The sequence below is a fragment of the Nonomuraea sp. NPDC005692 genome, assembly GCF_040631115.1.
Lineage (GTDB): Bacteria > Actinomycetota > Actinomycetes > Streptosporangiales > Streptosporangiaceae > Nonomuraea.
Map to the genome: position 1 here is coordinate 353,348 of NZ_JBEXYU010000003.1, position 18,677 is coordinate 372,024.

The window sequence follows — 18,677 nt, forward strand, 5'->3', positions numbered from 1 at the left end:
CCGCCGAGGCCGCGGCGCCCGAGCAGCCGACGGCCGGCGGCGACGGCGGACAGGACCTCTGGGCGGCCCGCCGCGCCGCCCGCCCCCAACAGCTCCCCGACGCGGGCTGGGCCCCCCGGCCATCGGCCCCTCAGGGCTCCGACGCCGCCTGGCCCTCTCACCCCGCCCCGCAGGGCTCCGACGCGCAGTGGGCGGCTCGTTCCGGTTCCCAGGGCTCGGATGCGCAGTGGCCTGCTGGTCCCGGCTCTCAGGGGTCCGGCGCGCAGTGGTCCGCTGGGTCCGGATCGCAGGGGTCGGATTGGGCCGCGCAGCCCGCTGGGCCTGGGACGCCCGCGCCCGCCGACGACGCCGAGGCGCCGCGCGGCAGGCGTTCCCAGCGGGGCAGACGTTCCCAGGCAGGCACCCAGGCAGGCACGGAGTCCGGCCGGGGCAGGCGTGCCCAGGAGGGCGGAGAGGCGTCCCGGGGGAGACGTGCCCACGACGGTGGGGAGACGGCTCGCGGGAGAAGGCGGGCCTCGGACAACGACGACGCGGTCTGGGCCGCGAGCATGGACGACCTGGCGGAGGCCGCCCGTACGGGCCGTCGCAGCGCGGCCACCGGCGGCGGCGAGCAGTCCCGGCCGGGACGCCGCAGCGCCCCCGCGGACGGTGGCGGGCACGACGACGGATCTGAGGGTTTCGCCGGGTTCGGGGTGTCGGGATCGTCCGCGGAGTCCGGAAGGACCGGGGAGTCCGCCGAGTTCCCGACCGGCTCCGGCTCGCGCAAGCGGCGTCGCACACCGCGCTCCGACTGGCAGTTCCCGGTGCTCACCGAGTGGGGCCTGCGTCCGGAGCAGCAGCGGCTGATCGTCATCATCGCCACGGTCATCGGCGTCGTCGCGGGCGCGGCGGGGCTGGTGGCGGTCGTCGGCTCGCTCGGCGAATACACCCCCGAGCGGGAGGCCAACGCCGCCGTCCTCGGGCCGGACGCCGCCATGCCCATGTCCTACCAGGGCTGGAGCTCGCCCAAGCTGTTCGCCTCCCTGGCCGACCGGGCCAAGGACAGCCGGGAGCTCACCGACAAGGAGGTGTTCGGGCAGAGCGAGCTCGCGGTCTCCAAGAAGCTCACGCTCAAGCTCGCCGCCAAGCGCATCGACGCCGACTGCTCGGCCGCCCTGTGGGGCACGGCCCTGCTGGAGAAGGTGTCCGAAGCCGACTGCCTCCAGGCGGCCCGCGGCCTGTACGTCAGCTCCGACGGCCGCTACGTCGGCCAGTACACGCTGCTCAACCTCAAGGACGGCCAGTCGGCCGGCGACCTGGTCGAATCCCTGAAGACCCTCTACCGGGGCGGCTGGGTACGGCCGTTGACCTCGTCCAAGGCGGCCTTCCCGGCGGGCGGCTACTCCGAGGGCGGCGGCTACGCGCTCGGCCACTACGTCGGCCTCGTCTGGCTCGGCAAGACCGACGGCCTCGACCCCACCGCCCGGGACGACTTCGTCTCCGTCACGCTGGCCCTGCGCGGCGCCGAGAAGTCCGTCTACCGCCGGGTCGTCGCGATCACAGGCCCGGCCTCGTGACGTCGTCTCCGACGGTCGCGATCAGGAGAGCAGTCGTCATGTCCTGGGAGGCGGTCGCGTGATGTCCCGTCGTGTCGTCGTGGTGGCGGGGGTGGCCGTGGGGGTGCTGGCGGTCGCCGTGGCCGGGTGGTTGTGGCTGCGTCCGGGGGAGCCGCGGCCGGCCGCCTTCCGGGGCGAGCCCACCTCGGCCTTCTACGCGGCCGTCGACTCCCGTCAGGCCGACGCCGCGCCGCTGACCGCGCAGGAGGTCTTCACCGCCGAGACGAAGACGCTCGGCTCGCTGCGGCGGGTCTCCACGCAGGAGCACGCCGACTGCGACGAGGTCCTGTGGGGAGCGTCGGCGTCCGGGTGCACGCAGGTGCTGGCGGCGGCGTACGAGGGCGACGGGCTGGCCGGGCAGTTCGCCATCTTCAACCTGCCCGACGGGCGCGCGGCCGACGCCCTGGTGGCGGCGCTGGGCAAGGACGGCTTCGTGCGGCAGGACGCCGCGTTCGACGCCACCCGCAGCCGTGCCCAGGCGCGTGCCATGGGCCACTACGTGACGGTGAGCTGGGCGGGCGGCACGGTCTCCGCCGACGGCCTGGTCACGGCACTGGTCGCCCTCGACGGTCTCGGCCGCGTGGTCCAGAACCGCATCCTCGCCGCCACCTGACCGCCCGTGACACCGATTCCGGGGCCGGGGGCATTGCGGGGTCAGGGGGTCGTTGTGGTGAGGGCGGTGACGGTGGTGGAGACGGCGGTGGGGAGCCCGGTCAGGCGGTGGAGGGGGGCTTCCAGCGGGGTCAGGTCGTCGGACCAGGGAGCCGTCTGGCGGATGAGCGTGCGGGCCTCGTTCTTGGTGAGCGCCGTGCCCTGGTCGCGGGCCACCGCGATGAGGGCCTCCCGCCAGGTGTTGGCGAGTTTGGCGTGGCCGTTGTCGAGGATCCGGCGCAGCACCGCGTCGGCCGCACCGGCGGGTTGCGGGCGGCGTACGGCGTCGAGCGCCCCGCCCGTCCGGCGGAACTCGTAGACGGCGGTCAGCGCCTCGGGCAGGGGCGGCAGGTCGGCCCCCCACACGCGTACGTGCGCGGCGCGGGTGGCGAGCAGCACGCGGGGGAGCGCCGCCTCCAGCCCCGGCGGCAGCGCGACGGCCACCCGCTCGACGGCCGCCGCGTACGGCTTGGCCAGCCAGGTCGCCAGCCGCACCCGGGGCTGGGGGAGCTCCTTGGGCCACTCGCCCACCAGCAGGTCGGCCTCGAACCCGGCCAGGTCGGGCGCCGGGAACGCCGCCGGGGCCGCCTCGACCGACTGGGGGCCCTGGGTGTAGATGGCCGTGGCCTGACGGCCCAGCCGGGTGTTGACCGCCGGGCGGGTCTTGGTCGTGGGACGCAGCAGGTAGAGGTCGGCCGCCGAGCCGATCGCCTCCGCCCCGAAATAGCGATTGAAATCCGGATAGATCGCCTCGTAGGCGAGGTTGAGCTCCGACAACGCCTGCTGGACCTTGAAGGCCAGCATCGGCGTGCGCTCGCTGGCCCCGTACGCCACCAGCACCCGCCCGTCGTCCTTCAGCCCCTCCACGGCGCGCGCCGTGAACAGCCCGATCCCCTCCGGCGTGTACGGCGGGTCGGTGAACGCCAGGTCGTGCTCCCGCGCCGAGGCCGGCAGCCCGAGCCGCAGGTCGGCCCAGCGCGTGCGGACCCCGAGCTCCTGCTCGTCGATGTAGGCCAGGATGCGCTCGTCGACGTCGACCACCGTGACGTCGGTCTCGGGATGGACCAGCTTGACGGCCAGCGAGGTCAGGTCGTGGTCGCCGACGCACAGCAGCCGCGCTCCGGGCAGCCAGTAGCGCGCCCCGAGCAGCAGCGCGCGCCGCAACGCCGTCTCCGGCGTGGCCGAGACGTGGTCGAGCACGTGACGGGCCCGCGGCGCGCCCGCGACCAGCGCGGTGAGGCGTTCGAGCACGCCGGGGTAGTGGGGGAGCAGGTGGGCCACCGGGTCTTCGGGCGGCGGCGCCATGGCCAGCAGGTCCTGGTAGGCGGGCGTGTCGCCGGCCGGCACCCGGAACTTCTCGCCCGAGCGCTCCAGGCGCACCTCGCGCAGCAGGGCCTCGATCGTCCGCCTGGAGGTGGCGGTCTCCCTGACCAGGCCGCCCAGGGCCCACCACTGGCCGTCGCACAGGAGGGTGAGGGCGTGCCGCAGCCGCCTGCCGTCGACGCCCGCCTCGGCCAGCAGGCGCTCCACCCCGTCACGATCCATGGGCCAACCCTATCGAGGGGCGGGCCCGGCTCCGGCCGCCCGCCGAGCGGCTGGCGCCCGTTCGGGAGGAGCTTCAGTGGTCTGTGAGAGCCATGGGGCAACAGGGGCGTGACCTGGGAATTCTGATGGCCCGGTCCGGGGTTTGGGATGGGAGGTTCGGATGCTGGAACCGTGCGCAATGTTCGCAATGCGGACGTGGCGGGCACCATTCCGGCATCGTGCGGTAATCTCTACCCACGATATGCAGCAGGGCCAACGTCGTCCCCGCCTGTAGAGCAGTTCTTGACAGACGAAGACGACGGGAGGGATTCAATGCCTGCTGCCCACCTCGGATTCCCCGAGCCTCAGGGCCTCTACCACCCCGCCAACGAGCATGATGCCTGCGGTGTCGCCATGGTTGCCGACGTCGCCGGACGCCGTGGGCACACGATCGTGGTCAAGGCGTTGACGGCGTTGTGCAATCTCGATCACAGGGGAGCCAAGGGTAGCGAGCCGGACACCGGCGACGGAGCCGGGATCCTGACGCAGATCCCCGATGGGTTCTACCGCGCGAGCGTGCCGTTCGCGCTGCCCGAGGCCGGCGCGTACGCGACCGGCATCGCCTTCCTGCCGGCCAACGAGCAGGCCAGGGGCGTCGCCACCAGCCTGATCGAGGAGATCGCGGCCGAGGAGGGTCTCACGGTGCTGGGCTGGCGGGACGTCCCCGTCGACCGCGCCCTGCCGGGCCCGAGCGCCCGCGCCGTCATGCCGCACTTCGCCCAGCTCTTCGTGTCGAGCCCCGGCGGCGAGCAGGGCCTCGACCTCGACCGGCTGGCCTTCTGCCTGCGCAAGCGGTCCGAGCACGAGGCGGACGTCTACTTCCCCTCGCTGTCGGCCCGCACGGTGGTCTACAAGGGGATGCTCACGCCCGACCAGGTGGAGCCGTTCTTCCCCGACCTGAGCGACGAGCGTTACGAGAGCGCGATCGCGCTGGTGCACTCGCGCTTCTCCACCAACACCTTCCCGAGCTGGCCGCTGGCCCACCCCTACCGGTACGTGGCGCACAACGGCGAGATCAACACGGTCAAGGGCAACCGCAACTGGATGCGGGCCCGCGAGGCGATGCTGGCATCGGCCCACATCCCGGGCGACATCTCGCGGCTCTTCCCGATCTGCGACCCCGACGGCAGCGACACCGCCAGTTTCGACGAGGCCCTGGAGCTGCTGCACATCGGCGGCCGGAGCCTGCCGCACGCGGTGCTGATGATGATCCCCGAGGCGTGGGAGAACCACACCGAGATGGATCCGGCGCGCCGCGCCTTCTACGAGTTCCACTCCTCCCTGATGGAGGCGTGGGACGGCCCGGCCTCCATCACGTTCACCGACGGCACCCTGGCCGGGGCCGTGCTCGACCGCAACGGGCTGCGTCCCGGGCGTTTCTGGGTGACCGCCGACGGGCTGGTCGTGCTGGCCTCGGAGGCCGGCGTGCTGGACTTCGCGCCCGAGGACGTCGTCCGCAAGGGCCGCCTGCAGCCGGGCCGCATGTTCCTCATCGACACCGCCCGCGGCAAGATCATCGAGGACGACGAGATCAAGGCCGAGCTGGCCGCCGCGCTCCCGTACGAGGAGTGGCTGCACGCCGGGCTGGTCAGGTTCGAGGAGCTGCCCGCCCGGCAGCGGGAGATCCCCACGCACGAGGCGCTGGTCAAGCGGCAGCAGACCTTCGGCTACACCGAGGAAGAGCTGCGGATCATCCTGTCGCCGATGGCCAGGAGCGGTGCCGAGCCGATCGGCTCGATGGGCACCGACACGCCGGTCGCGGTGCTGAGCGAGAAGCCGCGGCTGCTGTTCGACTACTTCACGCAGCTGTTCGCGCAGGTCACCAACCCGCCGCTGGACGCCATCCGGGAGGAGCTGGTCACCTCGCTGGCCAGCGTGCTCGGCCCCGAGGGCAACCTGCTCGACCCGGGCCCGACCTCCTGCCGCCAGCTCGTGCTGCCGTACCCGGTGATCGACAACGACGAGCTCGCCAAGATCATCCACATCAACGACGAGCACGACCTGCCGGGCTTCCACCCGCACGTCATCAGCGGCCTGTACGAGGTCGCGGGCGGCGGCCAGGCGCTGCTCGGCCGCCTGGCGGAGATCAGGGCCGAGGCGTCCAGGGCCATCGCGAACGGCGCGCGGATCATCGTGCTGTCCGACCGCGGCTCCTCCGACGCGCTCGCCCCGATCCCGTCGTTGCTGCTCACCGGCGCGGTGCACCACCACCTGATCCAGGAGAAGACCCGGACCAAGATCGGGCTGGTCATCGAGACCGGCGAGGCCCGCGAGTGCCACCACATGGCGCTGCTCATCGGCTACGGCGCCGGCGCGGTCAACCCGTACCTGGCGATCGAGACCGTCGAGGACCTGGTCGACACCGGTGTGCTGCAGATCGGCAAGCACAAGGCCGTGCGCAACCTGATCAAGGCGTACGGCAAGGGCGTCATCAAGGTCATGTCCAAGATGGGCGTGTCCACGGTGGCCTCCTACACCGGCGCGCAGATCTTCGAGGCGCTCGGCCTGAGCCAGGAGGTCATCGACGCCTGCTTCACCGGCACGACGTCCCGCCTGGGCGGCGTCGGCTTCGACGTGCTGGCCGAGGAGACCGCCCAGCGCCACCGCCACGCCTACCCGCGGGCGGAGAACGCCCACCGCAGGCTCCAGGTTGGCGGCGAGTACCAGTGGCGGCGCGAGGGCGAGCCGCACCTGTTCAACCCCGAGACCGTCTTCAAGCTGCAGCACGCCACCAGGACCCGCCGCTACGAGATCTTCAAGGAGTACACGAGCCTCGTGGACTCCCAGGCCGAGCGGCTGATGACCCTGCGCGGCCTGTTCAAGCTGCGCAAGGGGCAGTCGATCCCGATCGACGAGGTCGAGCCGGTCGAGAGCATCGTCAAGCGCTTCTCCACGGGCGCGATGTCGTACGGCTCGATCTCGATGGAGGCGCACGAGACGCTCGCCATCGCGATGAACCGGCTCGGCGGCAAGTCCAACACCGGCGAGGGCGGCGAGGACCCCGAGCGCCTGTACGACGCCACCCGCAGGTCGGCGATCAAGCAGGTCGCCTCCGGCCGGTTCGGCGTCACCAGCGAGTACCTGGTCAACGCGGCCGACCTGCAGATCAAGATGGCCCAGGGGGCCAAGCCCGGCGAGGGCGGCCAGCTCCCCGGCCACAAGGTCTACCCGTGGATCGCCAAGACCCGCCATTCCACGCCCGGCGTCGGCCTCATCTCGCCGCCGCCGCACCACGACATCTACTCGATCGAGGACCTGGCCCAGCTCATCCACGACCTGAAGAACTCCAACCCGGAGGCCAGGGTCCACGTGAAGCTGGTCGCCGAGGTCGGCGTCGGCACGGTCGCGGCGGGTGTGTCCAAGGCGCACGCCGACGTGGTGCTCATCTCCGGCCACGACGGCGGCACCGGCGCCTCGCCGCTGACCTCGCTCAAGCACGCGGGCGCGCCCTGGGAGCTCGGCCTGGCCGAGACCCAGCAGACGCTGCTGCTGAACGACCTGCGCGACCGCATCGTCGTGCAGGTGGACGGCCAGCTCAAGACCGGCCGCGACGTCGTCATCGCCGCCCTGCTGGGCGCCGAGGAGTACGGCTTCGCCACCGCTCCGCTGGTCGTCTCCGGCTGCGTGATGATGCGGGTCTGCCACCTCGACACCTGCCCGGTGGGCGTCGCCACGCAGAACCCCGAGCTGCGCAAGCGCTTCAGCGGCAAGCCCGAGTTCGTGGTCAACTTCTTCGAGTTCATTGCCCAGGAGATCCGCGAATACCTGGCCGAGCTGGGCTTCCGCTCGCTCGACGAGGCGATCGGGCACGTCGAGATGCTCGACACCACGGCCGCCGAGAACCACTGGAAGGCCGGCGGGCTCGACCTGTCGCCGATCCTGCACCAGCCCGACCTGCCCGCGGGCACGCCCAAGCGGCGCACCGTCGAGCAGGACCACGGCCTGGAGCACGCTCTCGACAACACCCTGATCCAGCTCGCCGAGGGCGCGCTCAACGAGGGCACCCCGGTCACGCTGGAGCTGCCCATCCGCAACGTCAACCGCACGGTCGGCACCATGCTCGGCTACCAGGTGACCAAGCGGTACGGCGGCGAGGGCCTGCCCGAGAACACCATCGACATCGGCTTCACCGGCTCGGCGGGCAACTCCTTCGGCGCGTTCGTGCCCCGCGGGATCACGCTGCGCCTGACCGGCGACGCCAACGACTACCTCGGCAAGGGCCTGTCGGGCGGGCGGATCACCGTCCGGCCGCACGAGGAGGCGCCGCTCGACGGGCACATCATCGCCGGCAACGTCGCCCTGTACGGCGCCACGTCCGGCGAGGTGTTCGTCCGCGGGGTGGTCGGCGAGCGGTTCTGCGTCCGCAACTCCGGCGCCACGGCGGTCGTCGAGGGTGTGGGCGACCACGGGTGCGAGTACATGACCGGCGGCCGGGTGGTCGTGCTCGGGCCGACCGGGCGCAACTTCGCGGCCGGCATGTCCGGCGGCGTGGCGTACCTGCTCGACCTGCGCCCCGAGCGGGTCAACCGGGAGATGGTCGCCATCGAGACGCTGTCCGAGCAGGACGCCGAGTTCCTCAAGGAGACGGTCGAGAAGCACTTCGCCGAGACCGCGTCCCCGGTGGCCAAGCAGCTGCTGGCCGACTGGGACGCCGCGCTCGCCCGGTTCGGCAAGATCATGCCGACCGACTACAAGAGGGTGCTGGAGGCCGCCGAGGCCGCCCGCGCCGAAGGCAGGGACATCGACGAGGCCGTCATGGCGGCTGCGGTTCAGGGCTAGGGAGGCGTACTCGATGGCTGACCCCAAGGGTTTTCTCACGCACGAGCGGGAACTGCCGGCGCGCCGCCCGGTCGACGTCCGCATCAGCGACTGGCGGGAGGTCTACCAGGACTTCCCGCAGGAGAAGCTGACCAGGCAGGCGGCCCGCTGCATGGACTGCGGCATCCCGTTCTGCCACAACGGCTGCCCGCTCGGGAACCTCATCCCCGAGTGGAACGACCTCGTCCACCGCACCGACTGGCGCGAGGCGATCGAGCGGCTGCACGCCACGAACAACTTCCCGGAGTTCACCGGCAGGCTCTGCCCGGCTCCGTGCGAGGCGGCGTGCGTGCTCGGCATCAACTCCGACCCGGTGGCGATCAAGCGGGTCGAGGTCGAGATCATCGACCGCGCGTTCGCCGAGGGCTGGGTGACCCCGCAGCCGCCGCGGGTGCGCACCGGCAAGAAGGTGGCCGTCGTCGGCTCGGGCCCCGCGGGCCTGGCCGCCGCCCAGCAGCTCACCAGGGCCGGGCACGACGTGGTGGTGTTCGAACGCGCCGACCGCATCGGCGGCCTGCTGCGGTACGGCATCCCCGAGTTCAAGATGGAGAAGCGCCACATCGAGCGGCGCCTGGAGCAGATGCGGGCCGAGGGCACCAGGTTCCGCACCGGCGTCGACGTCGGCGTCGACGTCACCGCGGCCGAGCTGCGCGAGCAGTTCGACGCGGTGGTGCTGTCGGGCGGCGCCACCCAGTGGCGTGACCTGCCGGTCGCCGGGCGCGACCTCAAGGGCGTCCACCAGGCGATGGAGTACCTGCCGCCGGCCAACAAGGTCCAGGAGGGCGACTACGAGGTCGCGCCGATCTCGGCCGAGGGCAAGCACGTCGTGGTGATCGGCGGCGGCGACACCGGGGCCGACTGCATCGGCACCGCGATCAGGCAGGGCGCCGCGTCGGTGACCCAGCTGGAGATCATGCCGCAGCCGCCCGCGTCCCGGCCCGGCAGCCAGCCGTGGCCGACGTTCCCCATCCTGTTCAAGATGGAGAGCGCGCACGAGGAGCTGGCCGACGGCGGCGGGGAGCGCGTCTACGCGGTCTCCACCACCGAGTTCGTCGGCGACGCCGAGGGCAACGTCAGGGCGCTGCGCCTGGTCGAGGTCGAGGGGCCGCAGAACGGCTTCAAGCCGATCCCCGGCACCGAGCGGGAGATCCCGGCCGAGCTGATCACGCTGTCCATGGGCTTCCTCGGGCCGGAGAAGGGCGCCCTGCTGGAGGACCTGGCCGAGGTCGCGGGCGAGGGCTTCTACGACGCTCGCGGCAACGTCGCCCGGGACAAGACGTACATGTCGAAGGTGGAGGGCGTGTTCGTGGCCGGTGACATGGGCCGCGGGCAGTCGCTCATCGTGTGGGCCATCGCCGAGGGCCGTTCGGCCGCCTCGGGCGTCGACCGGTACCTGAGCGGGGAGACGGCGCTGCCGTACGCGATCCTGCCGACGGCGCGTCCGCTGGTCTGACCTGCGCGAAGGGCCCCGAAGCCGGAAGGCTCCGGGGCCCTTCGTCATTTGCACACTCTGCAAGCCTTGCAGAGAGTGCAAATCCTGCGTAGAGTGCAACACATGGAGAGCCCGGAACAGCGCCGTGAGCGCCGCCGGGCCGAGAAGCGGCAGGCCATCCGGCTGGCCGCGGTGCGGCTGGCGCTCGACGAGGGCCTCGACGCCGTGACCGTCGAGGCCGTCAGCGCGGCGGCCGACATCTCGCCCCGCACGTTCTTCAACTACTTCGCCTCCAAGGAGGAGGCGCTCGTCATGGAGCCGGTCTGGCGGCCGGACGACATCGTCGCCATGCTCGCCGACCGTCCGGCCGGTGAGCCCGCCTTCCGGTCGCTCAAGGCGGTGGCCCGGGAGCTCGCCGTGCGGGTGCGCCCGATCTGGGACACCATGCAGCCGTTCATGGAGCTCAACAACCGTTATCCCGAGCTGGCCGCCAGGGCGCGCGCCGTCGACCAGACCCAGATCATGGAGACGGTCCTCGGCGCCGTGCGGGCCCGGCCCGGAGTGACCAGCGGCATCCACGCCCGGATGCTGCTCATCGCGACATTCGGCGCGATGATCTCCGCCATCCAGGAGTCGGCCGCCACGGACAAGCCGGTCGAAGAACTGCTCGACGAGGCGTTCGCGCTGCTCGAACGCGGACTCTGACACATCCGAAGAAAAGCGGCGATCGGGGTGGCACCCCCGACCGCCGCGGATTCCTCCTGCCCTCGCGAAAGAAGCAAGGAGACAACTGAATGGTATCGACAATCGCCCAGGAGGCCGCACCGCGGCGCGGCCTCCTGCTCAGCATGGGCTCGCTGCTGCTGTGCCTGTTCCTGGCCGCCGTCGACCAGACGGTGGTGGCCACGGCCACCCCCACCATCGTGGGCGAGCTGAACGGCCTGGAGAACGTGTCGTGGCTGGTCACGGCGTTCTCCCTGACCTCGGGCATCGTCGCGCCCCTCTACGGCAAGCTCAGCGACATGTACGGCCGCCGCCGCCTGTACCTGTCGGCCATCGCCCTGTTCCTCGCCGGCTCGGCCCTGTGCGGGCTCGCCCAGACGATGGCCCAGCTCATCGCCTTCCGCGCCTTCCAGGGCATCGGCGCCGGCGGCCTGATGGTGCTGACCCTGGCGATCTCGGCCGACATCGCCACCCCGCGCGAGCGCGCCAAGTTTCAGGGCCTGTTCGGCGCGGTGATCGGCGTGGCCGCCGTCCTCGGGCCGGTCATCGGCGGCTACCTCACCGAGCACGTCTCCTGGCGCTGGATCTTCTACATCAACCTGCCGCTCGGCGCGATCGCGCTGGCGGTCGCCTTCGCCGTGCTCCGGCTGCCGCGGCGCACCTCGCCGCACCGGATCGACTGGCCGGGGGCCGCGCTGATCTCCGGGGTGCTGACCTGCCTGACGTTGTTCGCCTCGTGGGGCGGGACGACGTACGCGTGGACCTCGCCGGTCGTCGTCGGGCTGGGCGTGGGGGCGGTCGTGCTGGCGTGGCTGTTCGTGCTGGTGGAGCGCAGGGCCGAGGAGCCGGTGCTGCCGCTCGGGCTGTTCCGCGACCGCACGTTCACGATCGCCACGGCGACCATCGTGCTGATGGCCACCGGGATGGTGGGGGCGGCCACCTTCCTCCCGCTCTACCTGCAACTGGCCGCGGGGGCCAGCGCGTCGAACTCGGGGCTGCTGCTGCTTCCGCTGATGACGGGCATGATCGCGTCCTCGGCCGTCGCGGGGCGGGTGGTGACCGGGCTGGGGACGTACAAGTGGGTCGTGGTGACCGGGGCGGCGCTGGCGACGGTGGCTGCGTTCCTGTTCTCGACCATGGGGCTGGGGACCGGGGCGGTCACGTCCGGGCTGTACATGGTGCTGTTCGGGGTCGGGCTCGGCATGGTGCTGCAGAATCTGATGCTGGCCGTCCAGGTCAGCGCGCCCGCCGCCGACCGGGGCGCGGCCACGTCGGTGGTGTCCTTCGCCAGGAACGTGGGCGGCGCCGTCGGGGTGGCCGTGCTCGGGGGCGTCTTCAGCGGCCGGCTGGGGCAGGCGGCCCTGGCCTCGGGGGCCGCCGGTGCGGTGCCCGAGTCCGTACGTCCGGCGTTCGCCGAGGCGATCAGCGGCGTCTTCGCCTGGGTCACGCCGGTCATGCTGGTCGGCGTCGTCCTGCTGGCCTGCCTGCCGAACGTGAGCCTGCACCGCGACGCCTGACCCCGTAGGACGCGGGCTCTGGACGAAAACCCCCAGAGCCCGCGTGACCCCCCATTAGCCGAAATTTCACACCTAAGTTGCATCAGCCGTTGAGTGTCGGGAAGATGCAGATTCTGCGACAGTCGGTGGATGGGGGAGCAATGCGGCGAGTCGCCTCTGGCCTGACGGCGCTGGCCGTCGCCGCCGCGCTGACCGCGTGCTCGGCCGCCGCCGGAGACCGGACCACCCCCGAACAGCCCGCGCAGGACGGTCCCACCAGCTCCGCGCAGCCCACCACGACCTCCCGCACCGGCCAGAACCAGAACCTGGTCTTCTACGCCGACGGCAAGCAGAGCCAGGCCCTTGCGGCCGTCAAGCGCGCCGGCGGCACGGTCGTCGAGGAGGACGGCAAGCTCGGCTACGTGCTCACCCAGGGCGGCGGCGACGGTTTCGCCGAGGGCGTCGGCGCCGACCCGGCCGTCGTCGGCGTCTCGCCCGACCGCCGCGTCATCGGCTCCACCTCCTCCCGCGCCGCCCGCCCGGCCGGCGGGGGCTTCCCCGACGCCGGATCCATGGCCGGGAAGGGCCTGGCCCAGGAGCCGTTGGCCCACCTCCAGTGGGACATGAAGATGATCGGCGCCGACCGGGCCAACGCCAAGGCCCCCGGCAGCAAGAAGGTGCTGGTCGGCGTCATCGACACCGGCATCGACGGCAAGCACCCCGACATCGCGCCCAACTTCGACCGCGAGCTGAGCCGCAACTTCGTCATCGACAAGCCCAAGGACGAGCGCGGCGAGACCCTGGACGGCCCCTGCGAGGCCCCCTCCTGCAAGGACCCCGTGGACGAGGACGACGACGGCCACGGCACCCACGTCGCCAGCACCATCGCCTCCCCGATCAACGGCATCGGCATCGCCGGCGTCGCCCCGGACGTGCGGCTCGTCAGCATCAGGGCCGGCCAGGACTCCGGCTTCTTCTTCCTCAAGCCCAGCCTCGACGCCCTCACCTACGCCGCCGACATCGGCGTGGACGTCGTCAACATGAGCTACTACGTCGACCCCTGGCTGTTCAACTGCGCCGCCAACAAGGCCGACACCAAGAAGGAGCAGCTCGAACAGCGGGCCGTCGTCGTCGGCATGCAACGCGCTCTCGACTACGCCCGCGGCAAGGGCGTCACGCTCGTCTCCGCCCTCGGCAACGGCTCCACCGACCTCGGGCACCCCACGGCCGACAGGCAGAGCCCCGGCTACCCGCGCGGCGACGAGAAGACCCGCAAGATAGACAACTCGTGCGTCAACGTGCCCGCCGAGTCCAAGGGCGTCATCTCGATCTCCGCCGTCGGCCCGTCCGGACGCAAGGCCGTCTACAGCGACTACGGCCTGGAGCAGACCGACCTGGCCGCCCCCGGCGGCGACGCGCTGGACGGCAAGGGCGCCGCGGCCACCCGGTCGATCCTGGCCGCCGCCCCCGAGCACGTGCTCAAGGCCGGCGGCCGGATCGACGCCGCCGGCAAGCCCAAGGGCGCCGACGTCGTACGCGACTGCCACAAGGGCGCCTGCTCCTACTACCAGTACCTCGACGGCACCTCCATGGCCGCCCCGCACGCCACCGGCGTCGCGGCCATCCTGATCAGCCGGTTCGGCAAGCCCGGCCCCGGCGGCCTGGCCATGGACCCCGCCACCGTCGAGGACCTGCTCTACCGGACCGCGACGCCCGTGGCCTGCCCGACGCCGCGCGCCTACGTCTACAAGGTGTACGGCGAGAACGAGACCCACCAGTGTGAGGGCGACCAGGCCAAGAACGGCTTCTTCGGGCACGGCGTCGTGAACGCCTGGAAGGCGGCCACCATAGAGCCATGATGTACCGCCTGCTCGCGGACGCGGTGATGGTGACGCACTTCACCTTCCTCGCCTACGTGGCCCTGGGCGGGTTCCTGGCCTGGCGGTGGCGGCGGACGATCTACCTTCATCTCGCGGCCGTCGGCTGGGCCGTGGTGACACTCGTCACCGGTGTGGACTGCCCGCTGACCGTCGCCGAGGACTGGGCGCGGCGCAGGGGCGGGCTGCCGGGCCTGCCGCCGAGCGGCTTCGTCGACCACTACATCGAAGGCGTGATCTACCCTGAACAGTACGCGAACTTGGTACGGCTCGGACTCGCCGTTCTCGTGTTGTTCTCCTACGTCGGGTACGTTCTCCGTCGTCAGTGACTGCCAAGTGGTCTGTACCAATTAAGGTAGGACTCGTGACTCGTCGCGCGAAAATCGTCTGCACCCTAGGCCCAGCCACTTCGTCCAAAGAACGCCTCCACGAGCTGATCTCCGCGGGCATGGACGTGGCACGGTTCAACCTCAGCCATGGCAACCATGACATGCACAGAGAGGTCTACGACCGGGTCCGGGAGGTGGCGGCCGACCTCGGCCGCGGCGTAGGCGTGCTCGCCGACCTGCAGGGCCCCAAGATCCGGGTCGGCACCTTCGAGGAAGGGCCGGTGCGCCTCGGCTTCGGCGACGTCTTCACCATCACCACCGAAGACGTGCCAGGAGACCGCGAGCAGGTCTCGACCACCTACAAGGGCCTGCCCGGCGACGTGCGTCCCGGTGACAAGATCCTGGTCGACGACGGCCGCCTGGTCCTGGAGGCCACCCGTGTCGACGGCGACCGCGTCACCACCCGCGTCGTCATCGGCGGCATGATCTCCAACAACAAGGGCCTCAACCTGCCGGGCGTCAACGTCAGCGCCCCCGCGCTCACCGACAAGGACGAGGCCGACCTGCGCTGGGCGCTGCGCACCGGCTTCGACATGATCGCGCTGTCCTTCGTCCGCCGTCCCTCCGACGCCGACGTCGTGCGCAACATCATGGAGCAGGAGGCCGTCCGCCTGCCGCTGCTCGCCAAGATCGAGAAGCCGCAGGCCGTCGACCGCCTGCCGGAGATCGTCGAGGCCTTCGACGGCATCATGGTCGCCCGCGGCGACCTCGGCGTGGAGCTGCCGCTGGAGCAGGTGCCGATCGTGCAGCGGCGCATCATCGGGCTGTGCCGCGAGAAGGCCCGCCCGGTCATCGTCGCCACCCAGATGCTCGACTCCATGATGAGCGCCCCGCGCCCCACCCGCGCCGAGGCCAGCGACGTCGCCTACGCCGTCATGGACGGCGCCGACGCCGTCATGCTGTCGGGCGAGACGTCGGTCGGCAGCTACCCGATCGAGTCGGTCGCGACGATGGACCGCATCGCCTGCGCCGCCGAGAAGTCGTCCCTGCACGCCACCCACAGCCTGGAGCGCCTGCCGGAGACCACCGGCGGGGCCATCGCCAGGGCCGCGGCCGAGGTAGGGGCGATCGTCGGCGCCAAGGCGCTGATCGCGTTCACCATGTCGGGCGAGACCGCCCGCCGCCTGGCCCGCTACCGCTCGCCGATCCCGCTGCTGGCCTTCACCTCGGCCCCGCACGTGCGCGGGCAGCTGTCGCTGACGTGGGGGGTGGAGACGTTCCACGTGCCGTTCGTGCACCACACCGACGACATGGTGCGGCAGGTGGAGGCGTCGCTGCTGTCGCTCGGGCGGCTGGAGAAGGGCGACAAGGTGGTCATCGTGGCCGGCTCGCCTCCCGGCACGCCGGGCAGCACCAACGCGCTGCGGGTGCACACCATCGGCTCCGCGGTCTCCCACGCGAACTGACGCGCACGCCGCCGCCCGACCCGCCCACGCTCCGCGCAGGCTCGCCCAGGCGGGCGAGCCTGCGCCGGTTGCCCCGTGCGGACTTTTCTTCCTTACGGCTTCGCCCGGCCGGCCACCCGCCGCACTCCGGCCGGGGGCCCTCCAGGAAACGCCCGCTGACCCTTCACCGGCGCGCCGCCGTGACGGAGCGCCCTGTGGGCCCCCTCCGTGGCAGCCGGCCGGCGGAGAGGGCCTTGACGGTCAGTGGGCGTGCAGGGCGGCGTTCAGGGTGATGCCGGAGCCCGTGCGGGGGATGGCCTCCACCGCGCCCGACTGCGAGTTGCGGCGCAGCAGGATCCCGTTCGAGCCCGACAGCTCCGCCGCCTTGACCACCGTGCCGTCGGGCAGCGTCACCCGCGTGCCCGCGGTCACGTAGAGGCCCGCCTCCACCACGCAGTCGTCGCCCAGCGAGATGCCGATGCCCGCGTTGGCGCCCAGCAGGCAGCGCTCGCCGATCGAGATGACCTGCTTGCCGCCGCCCGACAGCGTGCCCATGATCGAGGCGCCGCCGCCGACGTCGGAGCCGTCGCCGACCACCACGCCCGCCGAGATGCGCCCCTCGACCATCGAGGTGCCCACCGTGCCGGCGTTGAAGTTCACGAAGCCCTCGTGCATGACGACCGTGCCCGACGCCAGGTGGGCGCCCAGCCGCACCCGGTCGGCGTCGGCGATCCGCACGCCCTCCGGGAGCACGTAGTCGACCATCCGCGGGAACTTGTCCACCCCGTACACCGTCACCACGCCCCTGGCCCGCAGGCGCAGCCGGGTGCGCTCGAAGCCGGGCACCGGGCACGGCCCGAAGTTGGTCCACACCACGTTCGCCAGCAGGCCGAACTGGCCGTCCAGGTTCACGCCGTGCGGCCGGACGAGCCGGTGGGAGAGCAGGTGGAGCCGCAGGTAGACGTCGTGCGCGTCGACCGGCGGCTCGGAGAGCTTGGCGACGCCCGTGCGCACCGCCACCACCTCGACGCCCCGCGCCGCGTCGCGGCCGGTCAGCGCGGCCAGCTCGCCGGCCTCCTCGGCGGAGATCCGCTCGGTGCCCGTCGCGGGCGGCTCGCCCAGCTCGGGAGCCGGGAACCAGGTGTCGAGAACGGTGCCGTCGTCGGCGATGGTGGCGAGGCCGACGCCGAACGCGCCGGTCGAGGTGGGATCGATTGCAGTCACGAGCCAAAAATACCGGGCGCCCGCTCAGCCCAAGGAGCCCAGGTCCGCCGACAGCCACCGCTCGGGCCGCATCCGGAACGTCACCAGGACGTGCAGGTCCGAGCCGTGCACGTAGCCCGACACCGCCTCCTGCGGCAGGTAGCGGGCGGCGATGCGGGTCAGCTCCTCGATCGTCGTGGGGTCGGAGCGCACCACCGGGCCCTCGACCGACACGTACCGGTAGGTCGGGCTGACCCGCTGGACCAGCATCGTGAACCGGCCCGCCTTCGCCACCAGCCGCGCCTTGCGCGACTCGCTGTCGGTCAGGAACCTGATCTCGCCGCCGGGGCTGTAGTCGTACCAGACGGGCACGGCCAGCGGCGACCGCCCCGCGCCCGTCTCCACCGCCAGGCTCGCGATGTGCGGCTCGGCCAGGAACGTCTCCCGCTCGGTCACGCTCAACGGCATCCCCCGCCACCCCCGTCTCGTCCGTCGCAATTCGTCACAGAGGACTGTTCCCGGCGAACCGCCCGCGAAATCCCGCCCGGCCGCCGCGCCGGCTCCTTGATCGCGCCGGCGCCCTCACCGGCGAAAACCACTCGCACCGCCGCCGGGGGGCCGCCATCATCGTCAGGTTGGCCACCCTCGGGCCGGACGGGTCGACCGGTGGGTTCTTCGACGACGACGGGACATCGCCTTGGCAGACATCATCGAGCTCAACCGGCGGTCGGTGCGGGCCACCGTCGACCTGGTGAACACGATCAAGCCCGCCGACCTCGACCGGCCGACGCCCTGCGCCGGATGGGCCGTCCGCGACCTGCTGGAACACCAGATCGTGCAGAACCACGGCTTCGCCCTGGCGGCCTCGGGCGCGCGGTCGGAACTGGCGAGCTGGCAGCCGCGCCCCCTGGGCGAGGACCACGTGGCCGAGTACGCGGCCTCCGCGCAGGCCGTCATCGCCGCCTTCGCCGCGGACGGCGTGCTCGACCGGGCCTTCTTCCTGCCCGAGATCCGCGACGGCGGCCCGTTCCCGGCGGCCATGGCGATCGGCTTCCACTTCATCGACTGCGTCGTGCACGCCTGGGACTTCGCCAGGGCTCTCGGCGTGCCGCCCGGCATCGACGACGACCTCGCCGCGGCCGCTCTCCCGCTGGCCGCGCAGGTGCCCGACACGCCGGAATCGCGCGGTTCAGGGAAGGCGTTCCTGCCCGGCGTGGAGCCCGGCGCCGCCGCCGCGGCCCTCGACCGCGTGGTCGCGCTCCTCGGCCGCTCGCCCTACTGGACGCCCTGACCCGGTCAACGATTTCGGGCCCGCCTGTCGAGCCGGCAGTCACGGGTGGAAAAAGAAAAACCGCCCGGCCTACGAGGGGGCCGGGCGGTCAGGCCGGTGCCCCGGGTGGGATTCGAACCCACACTGTATGGATTTTGAGGCCATCGACTCTGCCGTTGGTCTACCGGGGCGACTTCGTCCGGTTGGTGATCTCGCAGCGTAATGCCCGAGGCCGCACCGGCGTGGATCTAATC

13 protein-coding genes and 1 tRNA gene are annotated in these 18,677 nt (G+C 71.9%); 10 read left to right on the forward strand and 4 right to left on the reverse strand.

Features of this window, described 5'->3' with window-relative positions:
• Positions 1–548 precede the first annotated feature (548 nt).
• Both ABZ459_RS09925 and ABZ459_RS09930 read left to right on the forward strand, forming a co-directional pair.
• Positions 549–1,556: a hypothetical protein gene (locus ABZ459_RS09925; protein ID WP_357968174.1), complete on the forward strand. Its 1,008-nt coding sequence runs from the start codon at positions 549–551 to the stop codon at positions 1,554–1,556.
• Positions 1,557–1,617: 61 nt separating this feature from the next.
• Positions 1,618–2,208 carry a hypothetical protein gene (locus tag ABZ459_RS09930; RefSeq protein ID WP_357968176.1) on the forward strand — a complete coding sequence of 197 codons (591 nt, stop codon included), beginning with the start codon at positions 1,618–1,620 and terminating at the stop codon, positions 2,206–2,208.
• A 41-nt stretch (positions 2,209–2,249) separates the two neighbouring features.
• Here the strand turns inward: ABZ459_RS09930 and ABZ459_RS09935 are convergent, their stop codons facing one another.
• Positions 2,250–3,791, reverse strand: coding sequence for a bis-aminopropyl spermidine synthase family protein (locus ABZ459_RS09935; protein WP_357968179.1), 1,542 nt, complete (start codon positions 3,789–3,791; stop codon positions 2,250–2,252).
• Positions 3,792–4,103: 312 nt separating this feature from the next.
• Between ABZ459_RS09935 and gltB the strand changes: the two genes are divergently transcribed.
• The 7 genes from gltB to pyk all read left to right on the forward strand — a co-directional run bounded on the left by gltB (position 4,104) and on the right by pyk (position 15,971).
• The gene (gene gltB / locus ABZ459_RS09940; RefSeq protein WP_357968182.1) at positions 4,104–8,609 is read left to right on the forward strand and encodes a glutamate synthase large subunit; all 4,506 of its coding nucleotides are present in this window, start codon (positions 4,104–4,106) and stop codon (positions 8,607–8,609) included.
• A 13-nt stretch (positions 8,610–8,622) separates the two neighbouring features.
• The gene (locus tag ABZ459_RS09945) at positions 8,623–10,101 is read left to right on the forward strand and encodes a glutamate synthase subunit beta (protein WP_357968185.1); all 1,479 of its coding nucleotides are present in this window, start codon (positions 8,623–8,625) and stop codon (positions 10,099–10,101) included.
• Positions 10,102–10,203: 102 nt separating this feature from the next.
• Complete coding sequence (locus ABZ459_RS09950) at positions 10,204–10,785, forward strand: helix-turn-helix domain-containing protein (RefSeq protein WP_357968188.1); 582 nt, start codon at positions 10,204–10,206, stop codon at positions 10,783–10,785.
• An 89-nt stretch (positions 10,786–10,874) separates the two neighbouring features.
• The gene (locus ABZ459_RS09955; RefSeq protein WP_357968191.1) at positions 10,875–12,320 is read left to right on the forward strand and encodes an MDR family MFS transporter; all 1,446 of its coding nucleotides are present in this window, start codon (positions 10,875–10,877) and stop codon (positions 12,318–12,320) included.
• Positions 12,321–12,460: 140 nt separating this feature from the next.
• On the forward strand, positions 12,461–14,158 hold the full coding sequence (locus ABZ459_RS09960; protein ID WP_357968194.1) for a S8 family serine peptidase: 1,698 nt from the start codon (positions 12,461–12,463) through the stop codon (positions 14,156–14,158).
• Positions 14,155–14,505, forward strand: a complete 351-nt coding sequence (locus tag ABZ459_RS09965) for a DUF2784 domain-containing protein (protein WP_357968196.1) — start codon at positions 14,155–14,157, stop codon at positions 14,503–14,505. The genes ABZ459_RS09960 and ABZ459_RS09965 overlap by 4 nt, the downstream gene beginning before the upstream one ends.
• A gap of 35 nt (positions 14,506–14,540) precedes the next feature.
• Positions 14,541–15,971, forward strand: a complete 1,431-nt coding sequence (gene pyk, locus ABZ459_RS09970) for a pyruvate kinase (RefSeq protein WP_357968198.1) — start codon at positions 14,541–14,543, stop codon at positions 15,969–15,971.
• 240 nt (positions 15,972–16,211) lie between these two features.
• Here pyk and dapD read toward each other — a convergent pair whose 3' ends face one another.
• Both dapD and ABZ459_RS09980 read right to left on the reverse strand, forming a co-directional pair.
• The gene (dapD, locus tag ABZ459_RS09975) at positions 16,212–17,174 is read right to left on the reverse strand and encodes a 2,3,4,5-tetrahydropyridine-2,6-dicarboxylate N-succinyltransferase (RefSeq protein WP_352358315.1); all 963 of its coding nucleotides are present in this window, start codon (positions 17,172–17,174) and stop codon (positions 16,212–16,214) included.
• A gap of 24 nt (positions 17,175–17,198) precedes the next feature.
• Positions 17,199–17,621 carry a pyridoxamine 5'-phosphate oxidase family protein gene (locus ABZ459_RS09980; protein WP_357968201.1) on the reverse strand — a complete coding sequence of 141 codons (423 nt, stop codon included), beginning with the start codon at positions 17,619–17,621 and terminating at the stop codon, positions 17,199–17,201.
• Between the two features lie 229 nt (positions 17,622–17,850).
• Here ABZ459_RS09980 and ABZ459_RS09985 point away from each other — a divergent pair, with 229 nt between their 5' ends.
• A complete protein-coding gene (locus tag ABZ459_RS09985) occupies positions 17,851–18,444 on the forward strand; it encodes a TIGR03086 family metal-binding protein (RefSeq protein ID WP_357968204.1) in 594 nt (197 codons plus the stop codon).
• A 97-nt stretch (positions 18,445–18,541) separates the two neighbouring features.
• Here ABZ459_RS09985 and ABZ459_RS09990 read toward each other — a convergent pair.
• Positions 18,542–18,614 (reverse strand) — tRNA-Leu (locus ABZ459_RS09990).
• Between the last annotated feature and the right edge of the window lie 63 nt (positions 18,615–18,677).